This window comes from Arthrobacter sp. 01L42 (genome assembly GCF_056400005.1).
Map to the genome: position 1 here is coordinate 161,403 of NZ_JBFTSL010000003.1, position 21,573 is coordinate 182,975.

The window sequence follows — 21,573 nt, forward strand, 5'->3', positions numbered from 1 at the left end:
AACAATGAGAGGCCAGTCAGATGACTCCACTATCTAAGAGATTTACCGCTTACGGCTCCGCGGTCTTGCTGGTGGTGGCGTCGCTGACGGCGGCGACGGCGGCCGCGGCGACGGCAGCCACCGTGCCGGCGGCCACCAGTTCCCAGGATCTGTGCGGCCCCGGCTCGGCGCTGTCGTTCAACCGTTCCGCGTTCCCGGCAAAGCCTCTGATCAACAACCAGTGGCTCACGCTTAAACCCGGCATGAAGTTCACCACCACCGGCAAGGTAGTCTCCCCGGACGGGACGACCAGCCGCACAGTGGTCAGCATCGTCACGGGGCTGACCAAGGTGATCGACGGGGTCAAGACGATCGCGATTTGGGACCGGGACTACTCTGACGGTGAACTCGTGGAGTCCGAGCTCGCCTTCTTCGCCCAGACGACGAAGGGGGCGGTGTGGCTCTTCGGCGAATATCCGGAGGAGTACGAGAACGGCAAGCTTGTCGGCGCGCCCAGCACGTTCATCAGCGGCATCGACAAGGCCCGCGCCGGCATCGCCATGCAGGCCGAGCCGCACCGGAACACACCCGCCTACATCCAGGCCTATGCCCCCACCGTGGACTTCCTGGACTGCGGTGACGTCAAGTACAAGCACCTGCACGTCTGCGTCCCCACGGGGTGCTACAACGACGTCATGGTGATCGATGAGTTCAACCCGTTGGATGGGCCAAGTGCGGGCCACCAGCGCAAGTTCTACTCAGCCGGGACCGGGCTCATCAAAGTGACAGCCGTCGGCGGTGAAGACCAGGAATTCATGGACCTGGTCAAGATCAAGAAACTCTCCAGCACGGAGCTGGCCAGCGTCAATGCGCAAGCTTTGGCGATTGACCGCAGGGGCTACACGGTCAGCAAGGACGTCTACGCCAAGACGCCGCGTGCTGTCGTGTCGACCCCGTCAGCGCATCCCGTGTCCTGAGGACAAAGCGGACGCGGAACAACGAAGAGCTCCGGCCAGGTTCCCCTGGCCGGAGCTCTTCGTTGTCCACCGAAACCGTACCCGCCGGGGCGGTTCCCGGCCGGGGCTCCTTGTGCGCGCTTACTTCACGTCGTCGTCAACCCAGTCCATGGACTTGGTGACGGCCTTCTTCCAGAGACGCATCTGGCGTTCCCGCTCGCCCTGGTCCATTTGCGGCTCCCACCGCTTGTCCTCGGCCCAGTTGGCCGAGCACTCGCCCAGGTCCTTCCAGAACCCGACCGCCAGGCCGGCCGCGTAGGCTGCGCCCAGCGCCGTCGTCTCGACCACCTTCGGACGGATGACCGGCACGCCGAGGATATCCGCCTGGAACTGCATCAGGGCGTCGTTGGCGACCATGCCGCCGTCGACCTTCAGCTCCGTCAGCGGTACGCCGGAGTCGGCGTTGACGGCGTCCAGCACCTCACGGGTCTGGAAGGCGGTGGCCTCCAGCGCTGCGCGGGCGATATGGGCTTTGGTAACAAACCGGGTCAGGCCCACAATGGCGCCACGGGCGTCCGAGCGCCAGTACGGCGCGAAGAGGCCGGAGAACGCCGGCACAATGTACACGCCGCCGTTGTCCTCCACCGAGGCCGCGAGGGTCTCGACCTCCGGGGCGCTGCTGATCATGCCGAGGTTGTCCCGCAACCACTGGATCAAGGAACCCGTGACGGCAATGGAGCCCTCCAGCGCGTAGTGCGGCGCCGCGTCGCCGAGCTTGTAGCCGACGGTGGTCAGCAGCCCGTTCTTAGAGTGGATAATCTCCTCGGCCGTGTTGAAGATCAGGAAACAGCCCGTGCCGTAGGTGTTCTTGGCTTCCCCGGCATCGAACGCCGCCTGCCCGAACGTGGCCGCCTGCTGGTCGCCCAGGATGCCGGCCACAGGAACCTCGCGCAGCAGCTGCGAGGTGTGGACTGTGCCGTAGACCTCGGAGGAGGACTTGATGGTCGGCATCATGGAGGCCGGGACGTCGAACGCGTCCAGAATCTCCTGGTCCCACGACAGCGTCTCAAGGTCCATGAACATGGTCCGTGAGGCGTTGGTCACGTCGGTGACGTGCACTCCGCCGTCGGTCCCGCCGGTCAGGTTCCAGAGCACCCAGCAGTCGGTGTTGCCGAAGACGAGGTCGCCGGCCTCCGCCTTGGCCCGGGCGCCCTCGACGTTGTCCAGGATCCACTTGATCTTGGTGCCCGAGAAGTAGGTCGCCAGCGGCAGGCCCACCTTCTGCTTGAAACGTTCTACCCCGCCGTCCTTGGCGAGTTCGTCCACGATCGGCTGGGTACGGGTGTCCTGCCACACGATGGCGTTGTAGATCGCCTCGCCGGTGGTCTTGTCCCACACCACCGCTGTTTCGCGCTGGTTGGTGATGCCGACGGCGGCGATGTCGTGCCGGGTCAGGTTCGCCTTGGACAGGGCCGAGCCGATCACTTCGCGGGTGTTGTTCCAGATTTCAGCGGGGTTGTGCTCCACCCAGCCGGGCTGGGGGAAGATCTGCTCATGCTCCATCTGGCCGGAGGAGACGATGCTGCCGCTGTGGTCAAACACGATGGCTCGGGTGCTCGTGGTGCCCTGGTCGATTGCAACTACGTACTGGTTCATAGTGACGTCCTTGTCTGTTTGGCGTGGCAGTTGTACTGACGGTTGAACGGGCGGTTAGTGAGGGATGACGGGGATGATGATCGGCACGACCGCGGCCACGATGCCGCCGAGGCCCCCACCGATGAGGGGTCCGACGACAGGGATCCAGGAGTAGCTCCAGTCGGAGGACCCCTTGCCCTTGATGGGGAGGAGGGCGTGCGCGATGCGCGGGCCGAGGTCACGGGCCGGGTTGATGGCGTAGCCGGTGGGACCGCCGAGGGAAACACCGATGCCGACAACCAGCAGGGCGACCGCAAGCGGGCCGAGTCCGGAAGGTGTCCCGCCGAAGGTCAGGATGACGAAGACGAGGACAAAGGTGCCGATGATTTCGGTGACCAGGTTCCACACGTTTGAGCGGATGGCCGGGCCGGTGGAGAAGACGGCCAGCTGGCTGGCGGGCTCGGGTTCGGCGTCAAAGTGCTGCTTGTAGGCCAGCCACATCACGACTGCACCCAGGAAGGCGCCGGTCAGTTCACCGCCGAAGTAGGTCAGGGTTGAGGCGAAGTCGACCGGGACGCCGGGAGCGTACAGCTTCTTGCCGTTGAGCAGGAACCCAAAAGTCACGGCGGGGTTCAGGTGCGCACCTGAGATGGCGGCAACATAGACACCGGAGAAGACGGCAATGCCCCATCCCCAGGTCACCATCAGGAACCCGCCGTTGTTGCCCTTGGTGCCTTTGAGCGCAACGTTGGCCACCACGCCGCAACCCAGCAGGGTCAGCATGGCGGTACCGAATAATTCGGATAGGAAAACTATTCCAAGAGACATCTTTGACTCCTCTATTTTCTGTTGTCGGCGTCCGCGAGTTTGGAAGCCGTGGGGCCGGCAGCATGTTAGTGCTGCCGGCCAGCCACTGCGCCGGCCGCCGGGGCGGACCGCGCAGTGCTTGCACCCGGGCTTCCCTGCCCGGGCACGCAAGTAATATCAGGCGACCAGGCTGTGGACCCGGACACCGTGGAACCGCTGTAGCACCTCCTGTGCGTGGCTGATCTCTGAGGCCCGGCGTGCCGCGTCCCAGCCGAGCGGTCCGGAAAGGATGTCCGCGACTTCGTTGAGCAGTTCCCCTGTCACCAGGCCGCGAAAGGCCAGGGACGTGCGGCGGATGAGGACGTCCACGAGGTGCCCGATCTGCTCATGGGCGGCCATGAACTCCAGTTCCCGGGAGCTCAGCTCGCGGGTTGAATGCAGCAGCCGGTCCGGCTCGCCGGCCCCGTCCAGGAAGCGGATGACTTCTTCGGCGCGGGTCCCGTAGCGGGTCAGCAGCCCGGTGACGCGGGCGGCGCCGCGGCCGGCCGACATGTGGGCCTTGATCCAGCGCTGGACGCCGTCCTCGCTGTCCGGGAAGCCGGCGCCGCCGCCGATGGCGAGCTTCGCCGTCGAAACCTTCCGTTGCATACCGAGTTCGGCCAGGACGTCGTTGCTCAGGTGCTCGGCGAGGGCCCGGAACGTGGTCCATTTGCCGCCGACGAGGCTGAGGACGGCGCCGCCCGCTGCCGCACGGCGTTCGATCCGGTAGTCCCTGCTGACGAAGCCGGGCTGGGTCGCGTCGTGCTTCGGAAGCGGGCGAACACCGGAGAACGAGTAGACAATCTGGTCCCGGCCCACCGGGATGTCCGGGAACACGTGGCCGATCAGGTCAAAGAAGTAGTTGATTTCCGCGTCGGTGCACACAGCGTCCTGGGCCATGTCGGCGTCGACGTCGGTGGTGCCGACCAGGACGCGGTCCCCCATCGGGTAGATCAGCACGATCCGGCCGTCGGTGTGCTCGAAGAAGATTTCGCGGCCGTTGCACGCCGCGAGCAGCTCCGGATGGTCCAGCACGATGTGCGAACCCTTGGTTCCGCCCATGAACGACGACGCCGCCCCCATGGCCTCGTTGGTCAGGTCGACCCAGGCGCCGGTGGTGTTCACGACAACGTCGGCAGTGAAGTCGAACACCTCACCGGTCAGTTCATCGCGCAGCTGGACAGTGGTTCCGGGGGTTCCGGGGGTGCTGGGGGTTCCGGAGCCGCCCAGCGAGACCAGGGAGACGTAGTTGCTGGCGCGGGCGTGGCTGTCCGCGCCGCCGGCCTTCTCGCCGTCCTGGAGCACGTCGAGGGTGAGGCGCTCGGGGTTGTGGACGGAGGCGTCGAAGTACGTGGCCGCGTACTTGATCCCGGGGTGCAGGCGGGGCAGCTCGGCGAGGGCGCGTTTGCGTCCGCGGAACTGGTGGCGCGGAACCGTGCCGCCGTCGCGGGAGAAGAAGTCGTACATGCTCAGGCCGAGCTTGATCAGGAACGCCCCGCGTTCGGTGTGCTTGCCCTGCTTGTGGGTCAGGAAGCGCATGGGGGCGGCCAGGACCCCGGAGAAGGTGCTGAAGATCGGGATCGTGGTCTGCAGCGGCTTGACGTAGTGCGGCGCGATCCGCAGAAGCCTGTTGCGTTCGGTCACTGACTCCTGGACAAGGCGGAACTCGCCGTTTTCGAGGTACCGGATGCCGCCGTGGATCATGTGGGAAGAGGCGCCGCTGGCACCCTGGCAGTAATCGCCGCGCTCAACGAGCGCCACATCCACGCCCTGCAGCGCAAGGTCACGGAACGTTCCGACCCCGTTGATTCCGCCTCCGATGATCAGAACCTGCGCGTGCCGCCGCGTCCGCAGCTTCTGCACCGAGGCGCGATCGTTCGCCGGTGTGCCGACTGAGTCCTTCTGTCCCAAAATTGCTCCCTTGGGTTTGATTCTGTGCGGCACGCCCGTGGCGCGGCGCCGTTCAACACTATTCTTTGGACTAATGGAAAATGGAGTCAAGCACTATGCACAAACGTGCAGATGGGAAATGTCATGATGCAATCACGCCAGTCCGACGCCCTCCGCGCGGCCCAGCTGTATTACCTGCAGGACCTGACCATGGACGCCATCGCCCGCGAGCTCCGGACGTCCCGGTCCACGGTTTCCCGGCTGTTGTCCGCGGCGCGCGATTCGGGTCTCGTGCAGATCCAGATCCGCAGCCCGCTGGACACCGGGCCCGAACTCGAGGGCATGATCCGCGCCGAATACAAGGTGGATGTCCATGTCGTTCCGGTGGTGGACACCCTCAATGAGGCGGAGACACTGGACCGTGTGGCCATGCAGGCTGCCCGGACGATCGGACCGCTGGTGGACTCCAACGCCATCATCGGCGTCGCATGGGGCTCCACCCTGAGCGCCGTGAGCCGGCACCTGACGCGCAAGATCACCCACGACAGCGTGATCGTCCAGCTCAACGGCGCCGGGAACATGCAGACCACCGGCATCACCTATGCCTCGGACATCATGAGGCGGTTCGGGAGCGCCTACGGAGCACGGGTGGAACAGTTTCCCGTGCCGGCCTTCTTCGACCACGCCGCGACCAAAAGGGCAATGTGGAATGAGCGGAGTGTTCAGCGGATCCTGGAGCTGCAGGCCCGGATGAGCATCGCGATCTTTGGTGTCGGATCGGTCGACGCCGACTACCCCAGCCACGTTTACGCCGGCGGCTACCTCGATGAAGACGACTTGAACGTCCTGGCGAACTCCGATGTGGTGGGCGATGTTGCCACGGTGTTCTTCCGCGCCGACGGGTCCTCGGACGGCATCACGCTCAACGCGCGCTCCACCGGCCCAGACCTGGCCCAGCTCCGCCAGGTCCGGCGCCGCATCTGCGTGGTGTCCGGTGCTTCCAAAATCAACGGGCTCAGGGGCGCGCTGGCGGCAGGACTGGCCACCGACCTGATCCTGGACGAGGCCAGCGCCCGCAGGCTCGTCCGGTTCGACGGACTGGGCTGAGCGGTTGCGGGCACCGTGACCGGCGCGGCCGGCGGCAACGACGGTCCGGCACTCGCCAGCGCCAGTGGGTAAAGTCTTTGTCATGAGACTCTCCCCCCGGCTGACCCTGAACAACGGCGTACTGATCGACCGGCTGGGGTTCGGGCTGTACAAGGTCCCCCCGGCCGACGCCGCCAGCCTGGTGACCATGGCGGTCGAGACCGGCTACCGGCACTTCGACACCGCCGCCATGTACGGCAACGAGACGGGCGTCGGCAAGGGAATCGGTGCCCTGTCCGGATTTGAGGGCACCGGCGGCGGGCCGGGGGAAACCGCACCCTACGTTTCCCGCGAGGACCTCTTCATCACCACCAAGGTCTGGAATGACGACCACGGCTACGACGCCACCATGCGTGCGTTCGACACCTCGATCTCCAACCTCGGCCTGGAATACATCGACCTCTACCTGATCCATTGGCCGTGCGCGCGCCGTGGCCTGTTCCCGGAAACGTACCGGGCCTTGGAGACGCTGTACCGCGAGGGCAAGGTTCGCGCAATCGGGGTCTCCAACTTCCAGCCGCAGCACCTGGACCGGCTCCTGGAAACGGCGGAGGTGGTGCCCGCCGTGAACCAGATCGAACTTCATCCCTGGCTGCAGCAGGATGAACTGCGGGAAAAGCACGAGCTGCTGGGTATCCGCACCGAGGCGTGGAGTCCTTTGGGCCGCGGCCAGGTCCTGAAGGACCCCGTGATCCTGGCCCTGGCGGCCGAACACGACCGCACGCCGGCACAGATCATCCTGCGCTGGCACCTGCAGCTGGGCAATATCGCCATCCCCAAGGCCAGCTCGTCCGGGCGGATCCGTGAAAACTTCGAGGTCTTCGACTTTGAGCTCTCCCCGCTGGATATGACGGAGGTCGGCGGCCTCGAACGCGGCTTCCGGACCGGCTCCCACCCCGACAACGTCGCATAGGATTCGAACCAATGGAACAAGTGGATACCGGGTCCTCACGCACGCCCCTCTTCAGCGGCGGACTCGACGCCCGCACCCGGGCCGCGTCCGTTGAGGTTGACGGTGCCCGGATCGCGTACTGGGTCTACGAACCCGCCGAGGTCACCCCCGAAACGCGCACCATCCTGGTGGTGCACGGGTTCCGCGGCGACCACCACGGCCTGCTCCGGGTAGCCGACCAGCTGACGGACATGCGCCTGATCATGCCGGACCTGCCGGGCTTCGGCAGCTCGGCCGCCTTCGCGGGAACCGGGCACAGCGTTGCCGGCTACAGCCAGTTCCTGGGCGGTTTCATGGCTGCTCTGGGACTGGGCGCGGACACGGTCCTGCTGGGGCATTCGTTCGGTTCGATCATTGCCAGCCATTTCGTGGCGGCCAACCCCGGTGCCGTGGCCGAGCTGATCCTTGTCAATCCCATCGCGGCGCCCGCCCTCGAAGGGCCCAAGGGCCTGATGACGAAGCTCGCGGTGCTCTACTACGAGGCCGCCGCACGCCTTCCCCAGCGGCTCGGGCTGGCCCTGCTGCGCAGCCAGGCGATCGTGCGGGTGATGAGCGTGACCATGGCCAAGACCGGGTACAAGGACATCCGCCGGTTCGTGCACGCCCAGCACAGCGCCTATTTTTCCTCCTTCGCGGACCGGGACAGCCTGCTTCAGGCCTTCAAGGCCTCGGTGGGCAGCAACGTCACCGAGGTGGCCGGCGACCTGACGCTGCCGGTGCTGCTGATCGCGGGCGAGAAGGATGAGATCGCCATGCTGGCGGACCAGCACAAACTCGCGGCGCGGCTCCCGGACGGGAGGCTGGAGGTCATTCCCGGCGTCGGGCACCTGATCCACTACGAAACCCCCGAGCCCGCTGCCCGCTACATCAGACGCTTCCTAAAGGACCACGCCGCGTGAAAATTCTCATTGATGCCCGCTTCACCCGGCTGGACCACCACGACGGAATCAGCCGTTACGGCGCCAGCCTGATCGCGGCGGCCGCCAGGATCGCCGACGTCTCGATGCTGATCAGCGACACCCGCCAGCTCGCGCTCCTGCCCGATGTTCCCTACACCCTGATCAACAGCCCGCTGTCCCCGGCCGAACTCTTCGTGGCGGCCAAGGTCAACAAGCTGGGCGCCGACGTGGTGGTATGCCCCATGCAGACCATGGGCAGCTGGGGCCGGAAGTACGCCCTGGTGCTGACCCTGCACGACCTCATCTACTACGAGCACCCCACCCCTCCCGGATTCCTGCCGGCCCCCGTCAGGTTCCTGTGGCGCCTGTACCACAAGGCTTTCTGGCCCCAGCGGCTCCTGCTGAACCGGGCGGACATCGTGGCGACGATCAGCTCCACCACGGCGGCCCTGATGGCCAAGTACCGGCTCACCCGGCGTCCTGTCAGGATTGTCGGCAACGCCCCCCAGCACGGCCACACCCCGCGCGATCCCGGGGCGGGGGCCGACAAGACGCTGCTCTACATGGGTTCCTTCATGCCCTATAAGAACGTGGAGACCATGGTCCGCGGCATGGCGGAGCTCCCGGACATGACCCTGCATCTGCTCAGCCGCATCACGCCCGAGCGGCGGGCCGAGCTCGAGGCCCTGGCTCCGGAGGGCGCAAGCATCGTCTTCCACAACGGGGTGACCGACGCCGAGTATGAGGCCCTCCTGGCACGCACCACCGCCTTGGTCAGCCTGTCCCGGGCCGAGGGCTACGGACTGCCGCTCGTCGAGGCCATGTCCCACGGCACGCCGGTGATTGCCAGCGACATCCCGATCTTCCGGGAGGTCGGTGACGATGCCGTCAGCTACGTGCATCCGGACTCCCCGGCGGAGTTTGCCGAGGCGGTGCGCACGCTCGAGGACCCCGCCCTGTGGAAGGCCCGGTCCCGCCGTTCAGTGGAGCGGGCCGCAGACTTCAGCTGGGATGAGTCGGCGCGGCGGCTCGTGGCCGTCGCCGAAGAGGCCGTCGCGCTCCGGAACCGGCCCCGCGACCGGAGATAGCCGGAACGGCTGTAAGTGGCCGGCGCGGAGATCCGCTCCGCGCCGCACCCAAAGCGAGGCCGGGATGACGCCGGCGCCACGGTCCCCGACCACCCATTTGCCGCGGAGGGCCGCAATACGGAGCCTCATTCCGGCCATCTGCGGCGAATGGCCGCCGGCCTGCGGGCCTGTTGTGGCATGCGCGCCCTTTGAATAGAGGGACCGCCGTGCCGGTGGGGCCATGTGAGCTGCGGAGACGCAATGGAGGGTCCTACAGGACGTCGACGCCGTCCAGGCGCAGTTGCACCGGGTCGTCGCTGCGTTTGGCTGCGGCCGCCGCCTTGACGGCCCGCATGACGGCCGTGGCAGCCGCGGCCTGGGCGTAGGGGATGAACAGCAGGGTCCGGACCTCCTGGCCGGAGTCCCGGGGCACAGCATTCCGGGGCACAGCATCCCGGGGGACAGTATCCCGCGTCGCAGCATCCTGCGGCGGCGTGCGGCCTGCCCCCGCGGCCGCCGGCAGAATGACCGGCGCGGGCCCGGCCGTCCGGAGGACGGTTCCCTGCGCCGCCAGCCGCTGCTGGATGGCATCCGTGAAATGGCCGACGGCGGTCCTGCCGCCGGTGACGGAAGCGACCCGCACGGCGGGCGGCAGCTGCAGCTCCTGCCGCAGTGCCAGTTCCCGGCTGGCGTACCCGGCGGGATCCCAGCGCAGCAGGGCGCCAACCCCGGCGGCGTCGTCGGCGGTGATGACCACCAGGCCGCCCTCCGAAGCGGGCCGCACCAGGGCCGCGGCGTTGAACCAGCGGCGGACCGCGTCCTCCCCCGCCCTTAGGTTTTCCCGGCGCAGCAGCGAATCGCCGTCGAGCAGCAGGGCCGCTGCGTACCCGCCGAAGGCCACGGGTTCGGCGCCGACGGTGGCCACCACCAGGGCCGCGGTCTCCGCAACGGTGGCCTTGATCTGGTCCCCGGATGAGGTGATGACCGGTTTTCCCGGAAACGCCCGGCCCAGCTCCTCCGCGGTGCGGAGGGCTCCCGTGGCGCCGCGCCTTAGCTTGGCGCCGTTGCACGTGCCGCAGCGCCACGCCGGGGCCGGGGCCGAGCACCAGCGGCATTGCGGCACGGCGCTGCTCCCGGCCGGGCCGGCGATCGCCAGCGGGCCGCTGCAGGCGGTGCAGCGGGCCGGTTCCCGGCACGTGTCGCACACCAGCGAGGGGGCGTAGCCGGCGCGGGCCACCTGGACCAGGACCGGCCCCCGCTCCAGGCCCTCTTTGGCGGCCCGCCAGGCCGCGCCGGGGAGCCGGGCGATCCGGGCGAGCGGGTCATGCTCGAGTTCGTAGCTGTCGGCCGTGTTCAGGACCCGCGGGACCGTCCGCCGCACGACGGCCCGGTCCGCTTCCACTGCCTGCGCCCAGCCCGAGGCGACCAGCCGCTCCGTTTCGGTGCTGCGCGAATGGGCCGCAAGCAGGCACGCGGCGCCCTCCTGGCCCGCCCGGAGCAGGAGGACTTCGCGGGTGTGCGCATACGGGGAGCGCTGCTCGATGTGGAGGTCGTCGCCGTCGTCCCAGCAGATGACGAGCCCGAGGTTCGGCACCGGTGCGTAGGCCGCGGACCGCGTGCCCACGGCGACCCCGGCGGCGCCGCTGAGCACGCGCAGGAAGCTGCGGTAGCGCGGCGTCTGGCCGTCGTCCGCGGTGAGCCGGGCGACGTCGCCGGCGGGAAGCAGTTCCAGCAGGGCAGATTCCACGCGGTCAAGGTCCCGGTAGTCGGGCACCACGACGACGGCGCCGCGGCCGGAGATCCGCACCGCGGCCACGGCTTCGGCGATCATCCGCGGCCAGCCGGCGGGCCCGTACCCCTGCAGGGCGGTCAGCACGGCCCGGGGCGACTCCCCCGCGGCGAGGTGGGCGAGGAATGCCGCACCGTTGCGGTACCGGGTCCAGATGCTGCCGGCGGCCGGCGACGGAAGCGACACGTCGGTCGCCAGACCGAACGTCTCAGTGCCGAACAGCGCGGGATCGAGCCGGCCGTCCGGGGCGAATTCCTTTTCCAGCTTGGCCATGCGCGGCGGCACTGCAACGCGCAGGACATCGCTGACCGTTCCGGCGTAGCGCGAGGCGATCCGGCCGGCGAGCTCGGCCACTGCGGGGGTCAGGACCGGGACGGCGGAGAGCACCTTGTGCAGCGGCACCAGGGGGTGGCCGGCGTCGGATCCGGCGGTGCGCTCCAGCAGGTATCCGGCCAGTTCCTGCCCGTTGAATTTGACCTTGACCCGGACTCCGGGCATGGCGTCGGCGTCGAGGGCGGCGGGGACGCTGTAGTCGAAAGGCCTGTCCAGGTGGGGCAGCGAGGACTCGATCAGCACCCGTGCCACCGGCAGGTGTGCCGCAAGGGCCGGCCCGGACGCTTCCGCGGCGGAGGCGGGAAAACCCTGGAGCAGGGACAGCTGCTGGGGTTCACCGGGCGCGCCGCCGGCAGGAATGGGACTCACGGCTCGCACCTCCCCTGAGGATCGTTCGACACATGCACTGTTTTCCGAAATGCACTGTCTTCCGAAATGCACTGTATTCCCAAATGCAATGTAGCCAGGCCACCGGAGGGCGGCCTGGCTACAGCACATCACGCAGGACTGACAAACTCACTGTCAAAACAAACCGCCTGGGCGGCTTTGGACCGTGTGGGCCGGGCCTTAGGCGTTGAAGAACGCCTTCAGCTCGTCCACCCGGTCCAGGCGTTCCCACGTGAAGTCCGGGTCTTCGCGGCCGAAGTGACCGTGCGCGGCCGTCTTGGCGTAGATCGGGCGCTTGAGGTCGAGGGCGTCGATGATGGCCCGCGGGCGCAGGTCGAAGATCTCGGCGATCGCGGCGCTGATGCGGGCCGGGTCCACGGTTTCGGTTCCGAATGTCTCAACGTAGGTTCCCACCGGGCGGGCCTGGCCGATCGCGTAGGCGATCTGGATTTCAGCGCGCTTGGCGAGGCCGGCGGCCACCACGTTCTTGGCGACCCAGCGCATGGCGTAGGCGGCCGAACGGTCCACCTTCGACGGGTCCTTGCCGGAGAACGCGCCGCCGCCGTGGCGGGCCATGCCGCCGTAGGTGTCGACGATGATCTTGCGGCCGGTGAGGCCGGCGTCGCCCACCGGGCCGCCAATCACAAAGGCGCCTGCGGGGTTGAGGATGTTGCGGGTCCGTGAGGTGTCCAGGTTGGACAGTGCCATGACCGGCCCCACCACGTGCTCGGCAAGGTCGGCCCGGAGCTGGTCCAGGCTGGTGCCTTCGGCGTGCTGGCTGGAGATGACGACGGTTTCGACTGAGACCGGGCGGTCGCCGTCGTAGCCCACGGTGACCTGGGTCTTGCCGTCCGGGCGCAGGTAGGCGAGTTCGCCGTTCTTGCGGACCTCGGTCAGGCGCTCGGAGAGCCGGTGCGCGAGCCAGATCGGCACGGGCATGTAGGACGGCGTTTCGTCGCTGGCGTAGCCGAACATGAGTCCCTGGTCGCCAGCCCCCTGGAGGTCGTAGTCGTCCTCCTGGCGGCCCTCACGCGCTTCGAGGGAGTTGAACACGCCGCCGGCGATGTCGTTGGACTGCTGGCCGATGGATACCGAGACGCCGCACCGGGCGCCGTCGAAGCCGTTGGCCGAAGAATCGTACCCGATGCCCAAGATGGTCTCCCGGACAATCTGCGGAATCTCGACGTAGGCGTCGGTGGTGACCTCGCCCGCGACGTGGACCAGCCCGGTGGTGGCCAGCGTCTCCACGGCTACCCGGGACTCGGGGTCTTTGTCGAGCAGTGCGTCGAGGATCGCATCGCTGATCTGGTCACAGATCTTGTCGGGGTGGCCCTCCGTCACCGACTCGGATGTGAAGAGCCGGAGCGCGGCGGGCGTGGACCCGTGGAAGGCGGGGATGTGCAGCGGTAAAGTCACTCAACTACCTTACTGGTTGGATAACGGACGTCCGGCGGCGTGTGTCCCCGTGCTAAGGAGATGTTGGTTACGCCGGGCTACGCCGGCGGTACAGCCCGGCTCAGCTCGGCGCTGATCCGGTCGATCACGGCAGCCGCGACGTCGGATTTGGAACCCGACGCCTCTTGGGGTTCGGAGCCGTCACGGGAAAGGATGACTACTGTGTTCGTGTCCTTGCCAAAGACCAAGTCCCGGCCCACCTGGTTGACGACCAGCAGGTCGCAGGCTTTCCGGTGCAGCTTGGCCCGGGCATAGTCCAGGACATCGCCGCCGGCATCGCCCGTCTCGGCGGCGAAGCCGACGATCAGCTGATTCCGGGACGCGGCGTCGCGGACCTCGACGAGTTCGCGCAGGATGTCGGGGTTGCGCACCAGGTTGATCACGGGATCGGCGACGTCGTCGCGCTTCTTGATCTTGGTCCCGGCGACGTCCGCCGGCCGGAAGTCCGCGACCGCGGCGGCCATGATGACGACGTCGGAGTCGGCGGCCGCGTGCAGCGCCGCCTCCCGCAGTTCCAGGGCCGTTTCGACCTGGACGATTTCGACGCCGGCGGGCGCCGGGACTTCCATGTGGGCGGCCAGCAGGCGGACGCGGGCGCCGGCGTCGCGGGCCGCGGCGGCCAGGGCCACGCCCTGCTTGCCGGAGGAGCGGTTGCCGAGGAACCGCACGGGGTCCAGCGGTTCCCGGGTGCCGCCGGCACTGATGGTCACCGTCAGTCCGGCCAACGGCGTAACCGCCGGCTGCGCCGTTGCGGGCGCGGCGGCCAGGGCAGTGGTCACGTCCGGGTCAACGGCCGGCATCGCCGCGGAAGTTGCGGAAGCGTCGGCGGCGGCCGCTTCGGCGCCGGCGAGGGCCATGGCGGCGGTGAAGATCGCCTCCGGCTCGGGCAGGCGGCCGGGACCGGAGTCGGCGCCGGTCAGCCGCCCGCTCGCGGGTTCCAGCACGGTGACGCCGCGGCTGCGCAGGGTTTCGACGTTGGCCTGGGTGGCGGGGTGTTGCCACATTTCGGTGTGCATGGCCGGGGCCATGAGCACCGGGCAGTCGCCGGCCATCAGCAGGGTGTTGGTGAGGAGGTCGTCGGCCTGGCCGGTGGCCGCGCGGGCCAGGAGATCGGCCGTGGCCGGGGCCACGACGATCAGTTCGGCCTCGTGGCCGAGCCGGACATGGTTGACCGTGTGGACGGCGTCGAACACGCTGTTGCTCACCGGGTGCCCGGACAGGGCCTCCCACGTGGCGACGCCGACGAAGCGGGTGGCCGCCTCGGTGGGGATGACCGTGACGTCATGCCCGGCTTCAGTAAAAAGCCGGAGGAGCGATGCCACCTTGTAGGCGGCAATCCCTCCCCCGACTCCGAGGACTATGCGCACGTGATCTCCGTCAGCAGGCAGTCTGTTTACTTGGCTCTTCCCGCGGGGGGAATTACTCTGCGGTTTCGATCGGCGTGGAGACGAGCTTGCCTTCGTTGATCTCGCGCAGGGCGATCGACAGGGACTTCTCGTTCAGCTTGGTGTCGACCAGCGGGCCAACGTACTCAAACAGGCCCTCATGCAGCTGGGCGTAGTACGCGTTGATCTGGCGTGCGCGCTTGGCACCAAAAATCACCAGTCCGTACTTCGAGTCGGCGGCCTTCAGCAGCTCGTCGATCGGCGGGTTGATGATGCCTTCAAGGTTCGTGGACACGAATTCTCCAAATTCTAACGGGCCGGTACGTCCCGGCGCCTAGCGCGGGTTCGGGGTCAGCCCCATGAGTGAAACAAGCTCGTCCGCTGCCCGACGAACGTCATCATTGATGACGGTGTGGTCGAACTCCGGTTCAGCGGCAAGTTCTAGTTTAGCGGTTTCCAGCCTCTGCTGCTGTTCTTCGGCGCTTTCCGTGCCGCGGCCGACCAGCCGGCGGACCATTTCGTCCCAGCTCGGGGGCGCCAGGAACACAAACTGGGCATCCGGGACGGCCTGCTTGACCTGCCGGGCGCCCTGCAGATCGATCTCCAGCAGCACCGAGCGGCCCTCGGCAATGGCGGCGTCAACCGTGCTGCGCAGCGTGCCGTAGCGGTTCCGGCCGTGGACGACGGCCCACTCGAGCAATTCGCCGTTTTCGACCAGGGAATCGAATTCCTCGGCCGATTTGAAGAAGTAGTGGATCCCGTCCTGCTCCCCCGGCCGCGGCGGGCGCGTGGTGGCCGACACGGAGAGCCAGACGCCGGGGTAGTTGTCCCGGATGTAGGTGGACACGGTGCCTTTGCCAACAGCCGTCGGGCCGGCGAGGACTGTCAGTCCCGGTTTCTTGCTCACATATTCCTTTGGGCGGTGGTGGGCAGCTCGGCGGACCGGGCTACTTGTCGTCAATAAAATCTACCAGCGCCCGGCGCTGGTGGATTCCCAGGCCGCGGACCCGTCGGGATTGTGCGATGCCGAGCTGGTCCATGATGGCCGCCGCCCGGACCCGGCCGATCCCGGGCAGGGCCTCGAGCAGCTCCACGATTCTCATGCGGGCAATGGCGTCGTCGGATTCGGCGGCACTGATGACATTGGCGATGGTCAGCTCGCCCGTCTTGAGCCGCTCCTTTGCCTCGGCCCTGGTGGCCCTTGCGGCAGCGGCCTTGCGAAGGGCGTCGGAACGCTCCTGAGGAGTGAGTGGTCTCAAACTCACGGAAGGCCTCCCTGCATGGCGGGACGGGGCACTCATGCCCTTGCCCCGAACCTACCGTCAGGCGGCGGCAGAAATCAATGGAAATCTGCGCGCCGGCCAGTTCGGGAACGGGAAAAGCACAATCCCGCACGGGACAGCCCCCGGCCCGGGTCCGGCAGCTCCGGTCCCGGGCCGGCGAGGCGGCTGCAGCTAAGCCGCGAGGAGTCCGTCGAGGGTGCGCCGCGCGGCATCCCGGAGGGACTGCAGCTGCGGTCCGGCGCCGAGAATCTCCCGGCTCGACGTGCCCAGAACCTGGGGATAGGCCGCACCGAACGTGCGGCGCAGGTCCGCGGCCGTGGCGCCCTGAGCGCCCAGCCCGGGGGCCAGGATGGGCCCACGGACCGCCGCCAGATCGATATCAAGTGCGGCGAGGGCCGAGCCCACCGTGGCACCGACCACCAGGCCCACGGAACCGAGCGAACCGTCATAGCGCTGGTTCTCCACCGCGGCCGCTTCCGTGATCCGCCGCGCGACGGAATCGGCCCCGCCGACGTGCTGGACCGAGGCGCCCTCCGGGTTCGAGGTCAGCGCGAGGACGAACACCCCGCGGCCGGTCCCGGCCGCCAGGTCCAGGGCGGGCCGGAGCGACTCAAAGCCCAGGTACGGGCTCAACGTCACCGAATCCGCGGCCAGGGCCGAGCCGTCCCGCAGCCAGGCATCCGCGTAGGCGGCCATGGTGGAGCCGATGTCGCCGCGTTTGGCGTCCGCGATGGTCAGCACGGACGCTTCCGCCGCCGCGGCCAGGGTGCGTTCGAGCACGGCGATTCCAGCCGATCCGTGACGCTCGTACAGGGCCACCTGCGGTTTCACCGCGGCGGCGAGGGAGCCCACGGCCTCCAGCACGGTCAGCGAGAAGCGTTCCAGCCCGGCGGCGTCGTCAGTGAGCCCCCAGCGCTGCAGCAGCGCCGGGTGCGGGTCGATGCCGACGCACAGCGGGCCGCGGTCCGCCATGGCCCGCCCCAGCCGGGAGCCGAAGGTCTCCCGGCCGGCCGCCGGGGCGGTGGATGCCTCAGGCATCCTGGAGCGCCTTCAGGTTCGCGGCGTGTTCCTGCAGGCTCGTGACCGACCATTCGTAGGTGCGCAGCGCCTCGATGGCCTGGACGGCCGCGTTGAACTCGGCCACGGTGGTGATGCACGGGATCCCGATCGAGGTCGCGGCGGCACGGAGTTCGTAGCCGTCGCTGCGGGCCTCGCCGCCGGAGGGGGTGTTGAAGACCATGTCGATCTCGCCGGCGATGATGAGGTCGGCGATGGTGCCTTCGCCTTCGGCGCTGGAACCTTCGGCGACCTTCCGGACCGGGGTGGCCTGGATCCCGTTGCGGCGGAGCACGTCGGCTGTGCCGCCGGTGGAGACGATCTCGAAGCCGAGGTCCGAGAGCCGCTTGACGCCCATGATGACCGAGCGCTTGTCCCGGTTGGCCACCGAGACGAAGATCTTGCCCTCGGTGGGCAGGGCGTTGTTCGCGGCCGCCTGGCTCTTGGCGAAGGCCGTGTCGAAGTGCTTGTCGATGCCCATGACCTCGCCCGTGGAGCGCATTTCCGGGCCGAGCAGGGAGTCGACCACCTTGCCCTCCGGGGTGCGGAAGCGGCTGAACGGCAGCACGGCTTCCTTGACCGAGACCGGCGCGTCCAGCGGCAGGGTGGAGCCGTCGCCGCTCTCCGGCAGCATCTTGTAGGCGCTGCGGAGCTGGTTGATGGTGACGCCGGTGCCGATCAGGGCAGCGGCTTTCGCCATCTGGACACCCGTGGCCTTGGAGACGAACGGGACGGTGCGGGACGCGCGCGGATTGGCTTCGAGGACGTAGAGCACGTCGGAGGCCAGGGCGAACTGGATGTTGATCAGGCCGCGGACGCCCACGCCCTCGGCGATCGCCAAGGTGGCGGTCCGCACCCGTTCCAGCACGTTGCCGCCCAGGGTGATGGGCGGCAGGACGCAGGCCGAGTCGCCGGAGTGGATGCCGGCCTCCTCGATGTGTTCCATGATGCCGCCGAGGTACATCTCCGTGCCGTCGTAGAGGGCATCGACGTCAATCTCGACGGCGTCCTCGAGGAAGCGGTCGATCAGCACCGGGTGGTCGGGGGTGATCTCGGTGGCGTTGGCGATGTAGCGGGAGAGGTTGGGCTCGTCGTAGACGATCTCCATGCCGCGTCCGCCGAGGACGTAGGAGGGCCGGACCAGGACCGGGTAGCCGATCTCGTCGGCGATCTTCTTGGCGTCCTCGAAGGACACGGCGGTGCCGTTCTTCGGCGAGACGAGCCCGGCCTTGTCGAGGACGCGGGAGAAGGCGCCGCGGTGTTCGGCGAGGTCGATGGCCTCCGGCGAGGTACCGAGGATCGGCACGCCGGCGTCGGCGAGCTGCTGGGCGAGCTTGAGCGGGGTCTGGCCGCCGAGCTGGACGAAGACGCCCATGACCCCGCCGGTGCGCTCCTCGGCCGCGATGACCTCGAGGACGTCCTCCAGGGTGAGCGGCTCGAAGTAGAGACGGGTGGAGACGTCGTAGTCGGTGGAGACGGTTTCCGGGTTGCAGTTGACCATCACGGTCTCGTAGCCGGCCTTGCGCAGCGCCATCGAGGCGTGCACGCAGGAGTAGTCGAACTCGATGCCCTGGCCGATCCGGTTGGGGCCGGACCCGAGGATGATGATGGACGGCTTGGCATGCAGCGCAACCTCGTCCTCCTCGTCATAGGAGGAGTAGTGGTACGGGGTGTAGGCGGCGAACTCGGCCGCGCAGGTGTCCACGGTCTTGTAGACGGGACGGATGCCCAGGGCCTGCCGGACCCCGCGGACTACGTCCTCGGAGTTGTGGGTCAGCGCACCGATCTGTTCGTCGGAGAAGCCGTGGCGCTTGGCGCGGGTCAGCATCTCCGGCGTCAGCGCCGCGGCCTGGCGGATTTCGAGCGAGATCTCGTTCAGCAGCTGGAGCTGGTCCAGGTACCAGGGGTCGATCTTGGTCGCCTCGAAGAGCTGTTCCACGGTGGCGCCGCCGAGCATGGCGCGCTGCACCTGGTGCAGGCGCTCGGTGGTGGGACGCTTGGCCTTCTCGATCAGCTCCGCGACTTCCCATTCCGGGACGTGGCTGAAGTCCAGCTGGGAGCCCTTCTGCTCCAGGGAGCGCAAGGCCTTCTGCAGCGCCTCGGTGAAGTTCCGGCCCATGGCCATGGCCTCGCCCACCGACTTCATGGTGGTGGTCAGGGTGGGGTCCGCCGCCGGGAACTTCTCGAACGCGAAGCGCGGGACCTTCACCACCACGTAGTCCAGGGTCGGTTCGAAGGACGCCGGGGTCTTCTGGGTGATGTCGTTCGGGATCTCGTCCAGGGTGTAGCCGAGGGACAGCTTGGTGGCAATCTTCGCGATCGCGAAGCCGGTGGCCTTGGACGCGAGGGCGGAGGAACGGGAGACGCGGGGGTTCATTTCGATCACGACGACGCGGCCGGTGTCCGGCTCGACGGCGAACTGGATGTTGCAGCCGCCGGTGTCGACGCCGACTTCGCGGATGACGGCGATGGAGATGTCGCGCAGCCGCTGGTATTCGCGGTCGGTGAGGGTCAGGGCGGGGGCGACGGTGATGGAGTCGCCGGTGTGGACGCCCACGGGGTCGAAGTTCTCGATGGAGCAGACCACCACGACGTTGTCGTTCTTGTCGCGCATCATCTCGAGCTCGTACTCCTTCCAGCCGAGGATGCTCTCTTCGAGCAGCACCTCGGACGTGGGGCTGTACTGCAGGCCCTGGCCGACAATCCGGCGCAGGTCCCCCTCGTCGTAGGCCAGCCCGGAGCCCAGGCCGCCCATGGTGAAGGAGGGCCGGACGACCATCGGGTAACCGAGGTCACCGGCCGCGGCGAGAGCCTCGTCCATGGTGTGGATGATGTGGCTGCGGGCCGACTCGGCGCCGCAGCGCTCGACGACGCCCTTGAACTTCTCGCGGTCCTCGCCCAGCTCAATCGCGGCGATATTGGCGCCGATCAGCTCGACGTTGTACTTCTCCAGGACGCCGTTCTTGTCCAGCGCGATGGCCGTGTTGAGGGCCGTCTGGCCGCCGAGGGTCGGCAGGAGCGCGTCGGGGCGCTCCTTGGCGATGATTTTCTCCACCACTTCGGGGGTGATCGGTTCGATGTAGGTCGCGTCAGCGAACTCGGGGTCCGTCATGATGGTGGCCGGGTTGGAGTTGACGAGGATGACCCGCAGGCCTTCCTCCTTGAGGACGCGCAGCGCCTGGGTGCCGGAGTAATCGAATTCGGCCGCCTGGCCGATCACGATCGGGCCGGACCCGATGACCATGACGCTCTTGAGGTCAGTTCTCTTGGGCATTACTTCGTGTCCCCAGTCTTGGAATCGGTGGCAGTCTTTGTGCCGGTCTCTGTCTTTGAAGAAGCGTCCGCCATCAGCTCGATGAAGCGGTCGAAGAGGTAGGCGGCGTCGTGCGGGCCGGCGGCCGCTTCGGGGTGGTACTGCACGGAGAAGGCCGGAATGTCGAGGCAGGACAGCCCCTCGACGACGTCGTCGTTGAGGCTCACGTGGCTGACCTCGACCCGGCCGAAGCGCTCCTCGGGGGCCTGGGTGGCGCCGTTGAGCGGGGCGTCGACGGCGAAGCCGTGGTTCTGCGAAGTGATTTCGACCTTGCCGGTGCGGCGGTCCATCACGGGCTGGTTCAGGCCGCGGTGGCCGTAGCGGAGCTTGTAGGTGCCGAACCCGAGGGCCCGGCCGAGGATCTGGTTGCCGAAGCAGATGCCGAAGTACGGGATCTTCTCATCGAGCACGGAGCGCAGCAGCGCCACTTGGTTGTCCGCGGTGGCGGGGTCGCCGGGGCCGTTGGACATGAAGAAGCCGTCCGGGTTGACAGCCTGGACGTCGGCGAGGGTTGCCGTGGCGGGCAGCACGTGCACCCGGACCCCGCGCTCGGCGAACCGTACGGGGGTCATGCGCTTGATGCCCAAATCGATGGCGGCAATGCTGAACCGCGGCTCGCCGTCCCAGCCGAAGTCCTTGGGCTCCACCGTGTAGGCGGCGTCCACGCTGACTTCCTCGGCGAGCCGTGAGCCTTCCATCGGCGCGCTGGCCAGGACAGCGTCGACGAGTTCCTTGTCCGTGGCGCGGGCGGCGTCGCCGGAGAAGATGCCGGCGCGCATGGTCTTGTGTTCGCGCAGGTGGCGGGTGATGGCGCGGGTGTCGACGCCCTGGATGCCGACGATCCCCTGCTCGACGAGCTCGTCGTCGAGGGATCGCTCGGAGCGCCAGTTGGAGGGCCGGCGCGCGGCGTCGCGGACGATGTAGCCGGCCACCCAGATGCGGCGGGACTCGGCGTCGTCGGTGTTGACGCCGGTGTTGCCAATGTGCGGCGCGGTCTGGACCACGAGCTGGCGGGCGTAGGAGGGGTCGGTGATGGTCTCCTGGTAGCCGGTCATGCCGGTCGCGAAGACTGCCTCGCCGAGGGCCGTTCCGGTGGCGCCGTAGCTGGTGCCGCGGAAAATCCGGCCGTCCTCGAGCACGAGGACCGCGGGGGTGGATGCTGCTGCGGGTGCAGTGGGGTTAGCTGGCACTGATTCTTCTGT

At 68.0% G+C, this 21,573-nt stretch carries 17 protein-coding genes; 5 read left to right on the forward strand and 12 right to left on the reverse strand.

The genetic code is table 11. The features are described 5' to 3' along the window. The first annotated feature begins 20 nt into the window (after positions 1-20). On the forward strand, positions 21-956 hold the full coding sequence (locus tag AC1DN2_RS03900) for a hypothetical protein (protein ID WP_476849285.1): 936 nt from the start codon (positions 21-23) through the stop codon (positions 954-956). A 120-nt stretch (positions 957-1,076) separates the two neighbouring features. On the opposite strand, the gene glpK is transcribed toward AC1DN2_RS03900, so the two are convergent. The 3 genes from glpK to AC1DN2_RS03915 all read right to left on the reverse strand — a co-directional run bounded on the left by glpK (position 1,077) and on the right by AC1DN2_RS03915 (position 5,327). After that, positions 1,077-2,591, reverse strand: coding sequence for a glycerol kinase GlpK (glpK, locus tag AC1DN2_RS03905; protein ID WP_476849286.1), 1,515 nt, complete (start codon positions 2,589-2,591; stop codon positions 1,077-1,079). Between the two features lie 54 nt (positions 2,592-2,645). Beyond that, entirely contained in the window at positions 2,646-3,398 is a 753-nt protein-coding gene (locus AC1DN2_RS03910; RefSeq protein ID WP_476849287.1) for an MIP/aquaporin family protein, read from the reverse strand. A gap of 156 nt (positions 3,399-3,554) precedes the next feature. Continuing rightward, positions 3,555-5,327 (reverse strand): glycerol-3-phosphate dehydrogenase/oxidase, encoded by a 1,773-nt coding sequence (locus AC1DN2_RS03915; protein ID WP_476849288.1) that lies wholly within the window; start codon positions 5,325-5,327, stop codon positions 3,555-3,557. Positions 5,328-5,450: 123 nt separating this feature from the next. Between AC1DN2_RS03915 and AC1DN2_RS03920 the strand changes: the two genes are divergently transcribed. The 4 genes from AC1DN2_RS03920 to AC1DN2_RS03935 all read left to right on the forward strand — a co-directional run bounded on the left by AC1DN2_RS03920 (position 5,451) and on the right by AC1DN2_RS03935 (position 9,391). Next, entirely contained in the window at positions 5,451-6,413 is a 963-nt protein-coding gene (locus AC1DN2_RS03920; RefSeq protein ID WP_476849289.1) for a sugar-binding transcriptional regulator, read from the forward strand. An 82-nt stretch (positions 6,414-6,495) separates the two neighbouring features. After that, the gene (locus tag AC1DN2_RS03925; RefSeq protein ID WP_476849290.1) at positions 6,496-7,365 is read left to right on the forward strand and encodes an aldo/keto reductase; all 870 of its coding nucleotides are present in this window, start codon (positions 6,496-6,498) and stop codon (positions 7,363-7,365) included. Positions 7,366-7,376: 11 nt separating this feature from the next. Beyond that, positions 7,377-8,303 carry an alpha/beta fold hydrolase gene (locus tag AC1DN2_RS03930; protein ID WP_476849291.1) on the forward strand — a complete coding sequence of 309 codons (927 nt, stop codon included), beginning with the start codon at positions 7,377-7,379 and terminating at the stop codon, positions 8,301-8,303. Continuing rightward, a complete protein-coding gene (locus AC1DN2_RS03935) occupies positions 8,300-9,391 on the forward strand; it encodes a glycosyltransferase family 4 protein (RefSeq protein WP_476849292.1) in 1,092 nt (363 codons plus the stop codon). Before AC1DN2_RS03930 ends, AC1DN2_RS03935 begins: the two co-directional genes overlap by 4 nt. Positions 9,392-9,641: 250 nt before the next feature. Here the strand turns inward: AC1DN2_RS03935 and AC1DN2_RS03940 are convergent, their stop codons facing one another. From AC1DN2_RS03940 to carA, 9 genes are all read right to left on the reverse strand, one after another. Further along, positions 9,642-11,861: a primosomal protein N' gene (locus AC1DN2_RS03940; protein ID WP_476849293.1), complete on the reverse strand. Its 2,220-nt coding sequence runs from the start codon at positions 11,859-11,861 to the stop codon at positions 9,642-9,644. Between the two features lie 198 nt (positions 11,862-12,059). After that, a complete protein-coding gene (metK, locus tag AC1DN2_RS03945) occupies positions 12,060-13,295 on the reverse strand; it encodes a methionine adenosyltransferase (RefSeq protein ID WP_028276457.1) in 1,236 nt (411 codons plus the stop codon). Between the two features lie 77 nt (positions 13,296-13,372). Continuing rightward, on the reverse strand, positions 13,373-14,701 hold the full coding sequence (locus tag AC1DN2_RS03950; RefSeq protein WP_476849294.1) for a bifunctional phosphopantothenoylcysteine decarboxylase/phosphopantothenate synthase: 1,329 nt from the start codon (positions 14,699-14,701) through the stop codon (positions 13,373-13,375). Positions 14,702-14,753: 52 nt separating this feature from the next. Continuing rightward, positions 14,754-15,014 carry a DNA-directed RNA polymerase subunit omega gene (gene rpoZ / locus AC1DN2_RS03955; protein WP_018773134.1) on the reverse strand — a complete coding sequence of 87 codons (261 nt, stop codon included), beginning with the start codon at positions 15,012-15,014 and terminating at the stop codon, positions 14,754-14,756. A gap of 39 nt (positions 15,015-15,053) precedes the next feature. Next, on the reverse strand, positions 15,054-15,626 hold the full coding sequence (gene gmk, locus AC1DN2_RS03960; RefSeq protein ID WP_028276459.1) for a guanylate kinase: 573 nt from the start codon (positions 15,624-15,626) through the stop codon (positions 15,054-15,056). 40 nt (positions 15,627-15,666) lie between these two features. Next, positions 15,667-15,984, reverse strand: a complete 318-nt coding sequence (gene mihF, locus AC1DN2_RS03965; RefSeq protein WP_223916673.1) for an integration host factor, actinobacterial type — start codon at positions 15,982-15,984, stop codon at positions 15,667-15,669. Between the two features lie 189 nt (positions 15,985-16,173). Further along, the gene (gene pyrF, locus AC1DN2_RS03970; protein ID WP_476849295.1) at positions 16,174-17,040 is read right to left on the reverse strand and encodes an orotidine-5'-phosphate decarboxylase; all 867 of its coding nucleotides are present in this window, start codon (positions 17,038-17,040) and stop codon (positions 16,174-16,176) included. After that, positions 17,033-20,332: a carbamoyl-phosphate synthase large subunit gene (gene carB / locus AC1DN2_RS03975; protein ID WP_459384934.1), complete on the reverse strand. Its 3,300-nt coding sequence runs from the start codon at positions 20,330-20,332 to the stop codon at positions 17,033-17,035. The genes pyrF and carB overlap by 8 nt, the downstream gene beginning before the upstream one ends. Further along, positions 20,332-21,561, reverse strand: a complete 1,230-nt coding sequence (gene carA / locus AC1DN2_RS03980) for a glutamine-hydrolyzing carbamoyl-phosphate synthase small subunit (protein WP_476849296.1) — start codon at positions 21,559-21,561, stop codon at positions 20,332-20,334. The genes carB and carA overlap by 1 nt, the downstream gene beginning before the upstream one ends. Positions 21,562-21,573: the final 12 nt, after the last annotated feature.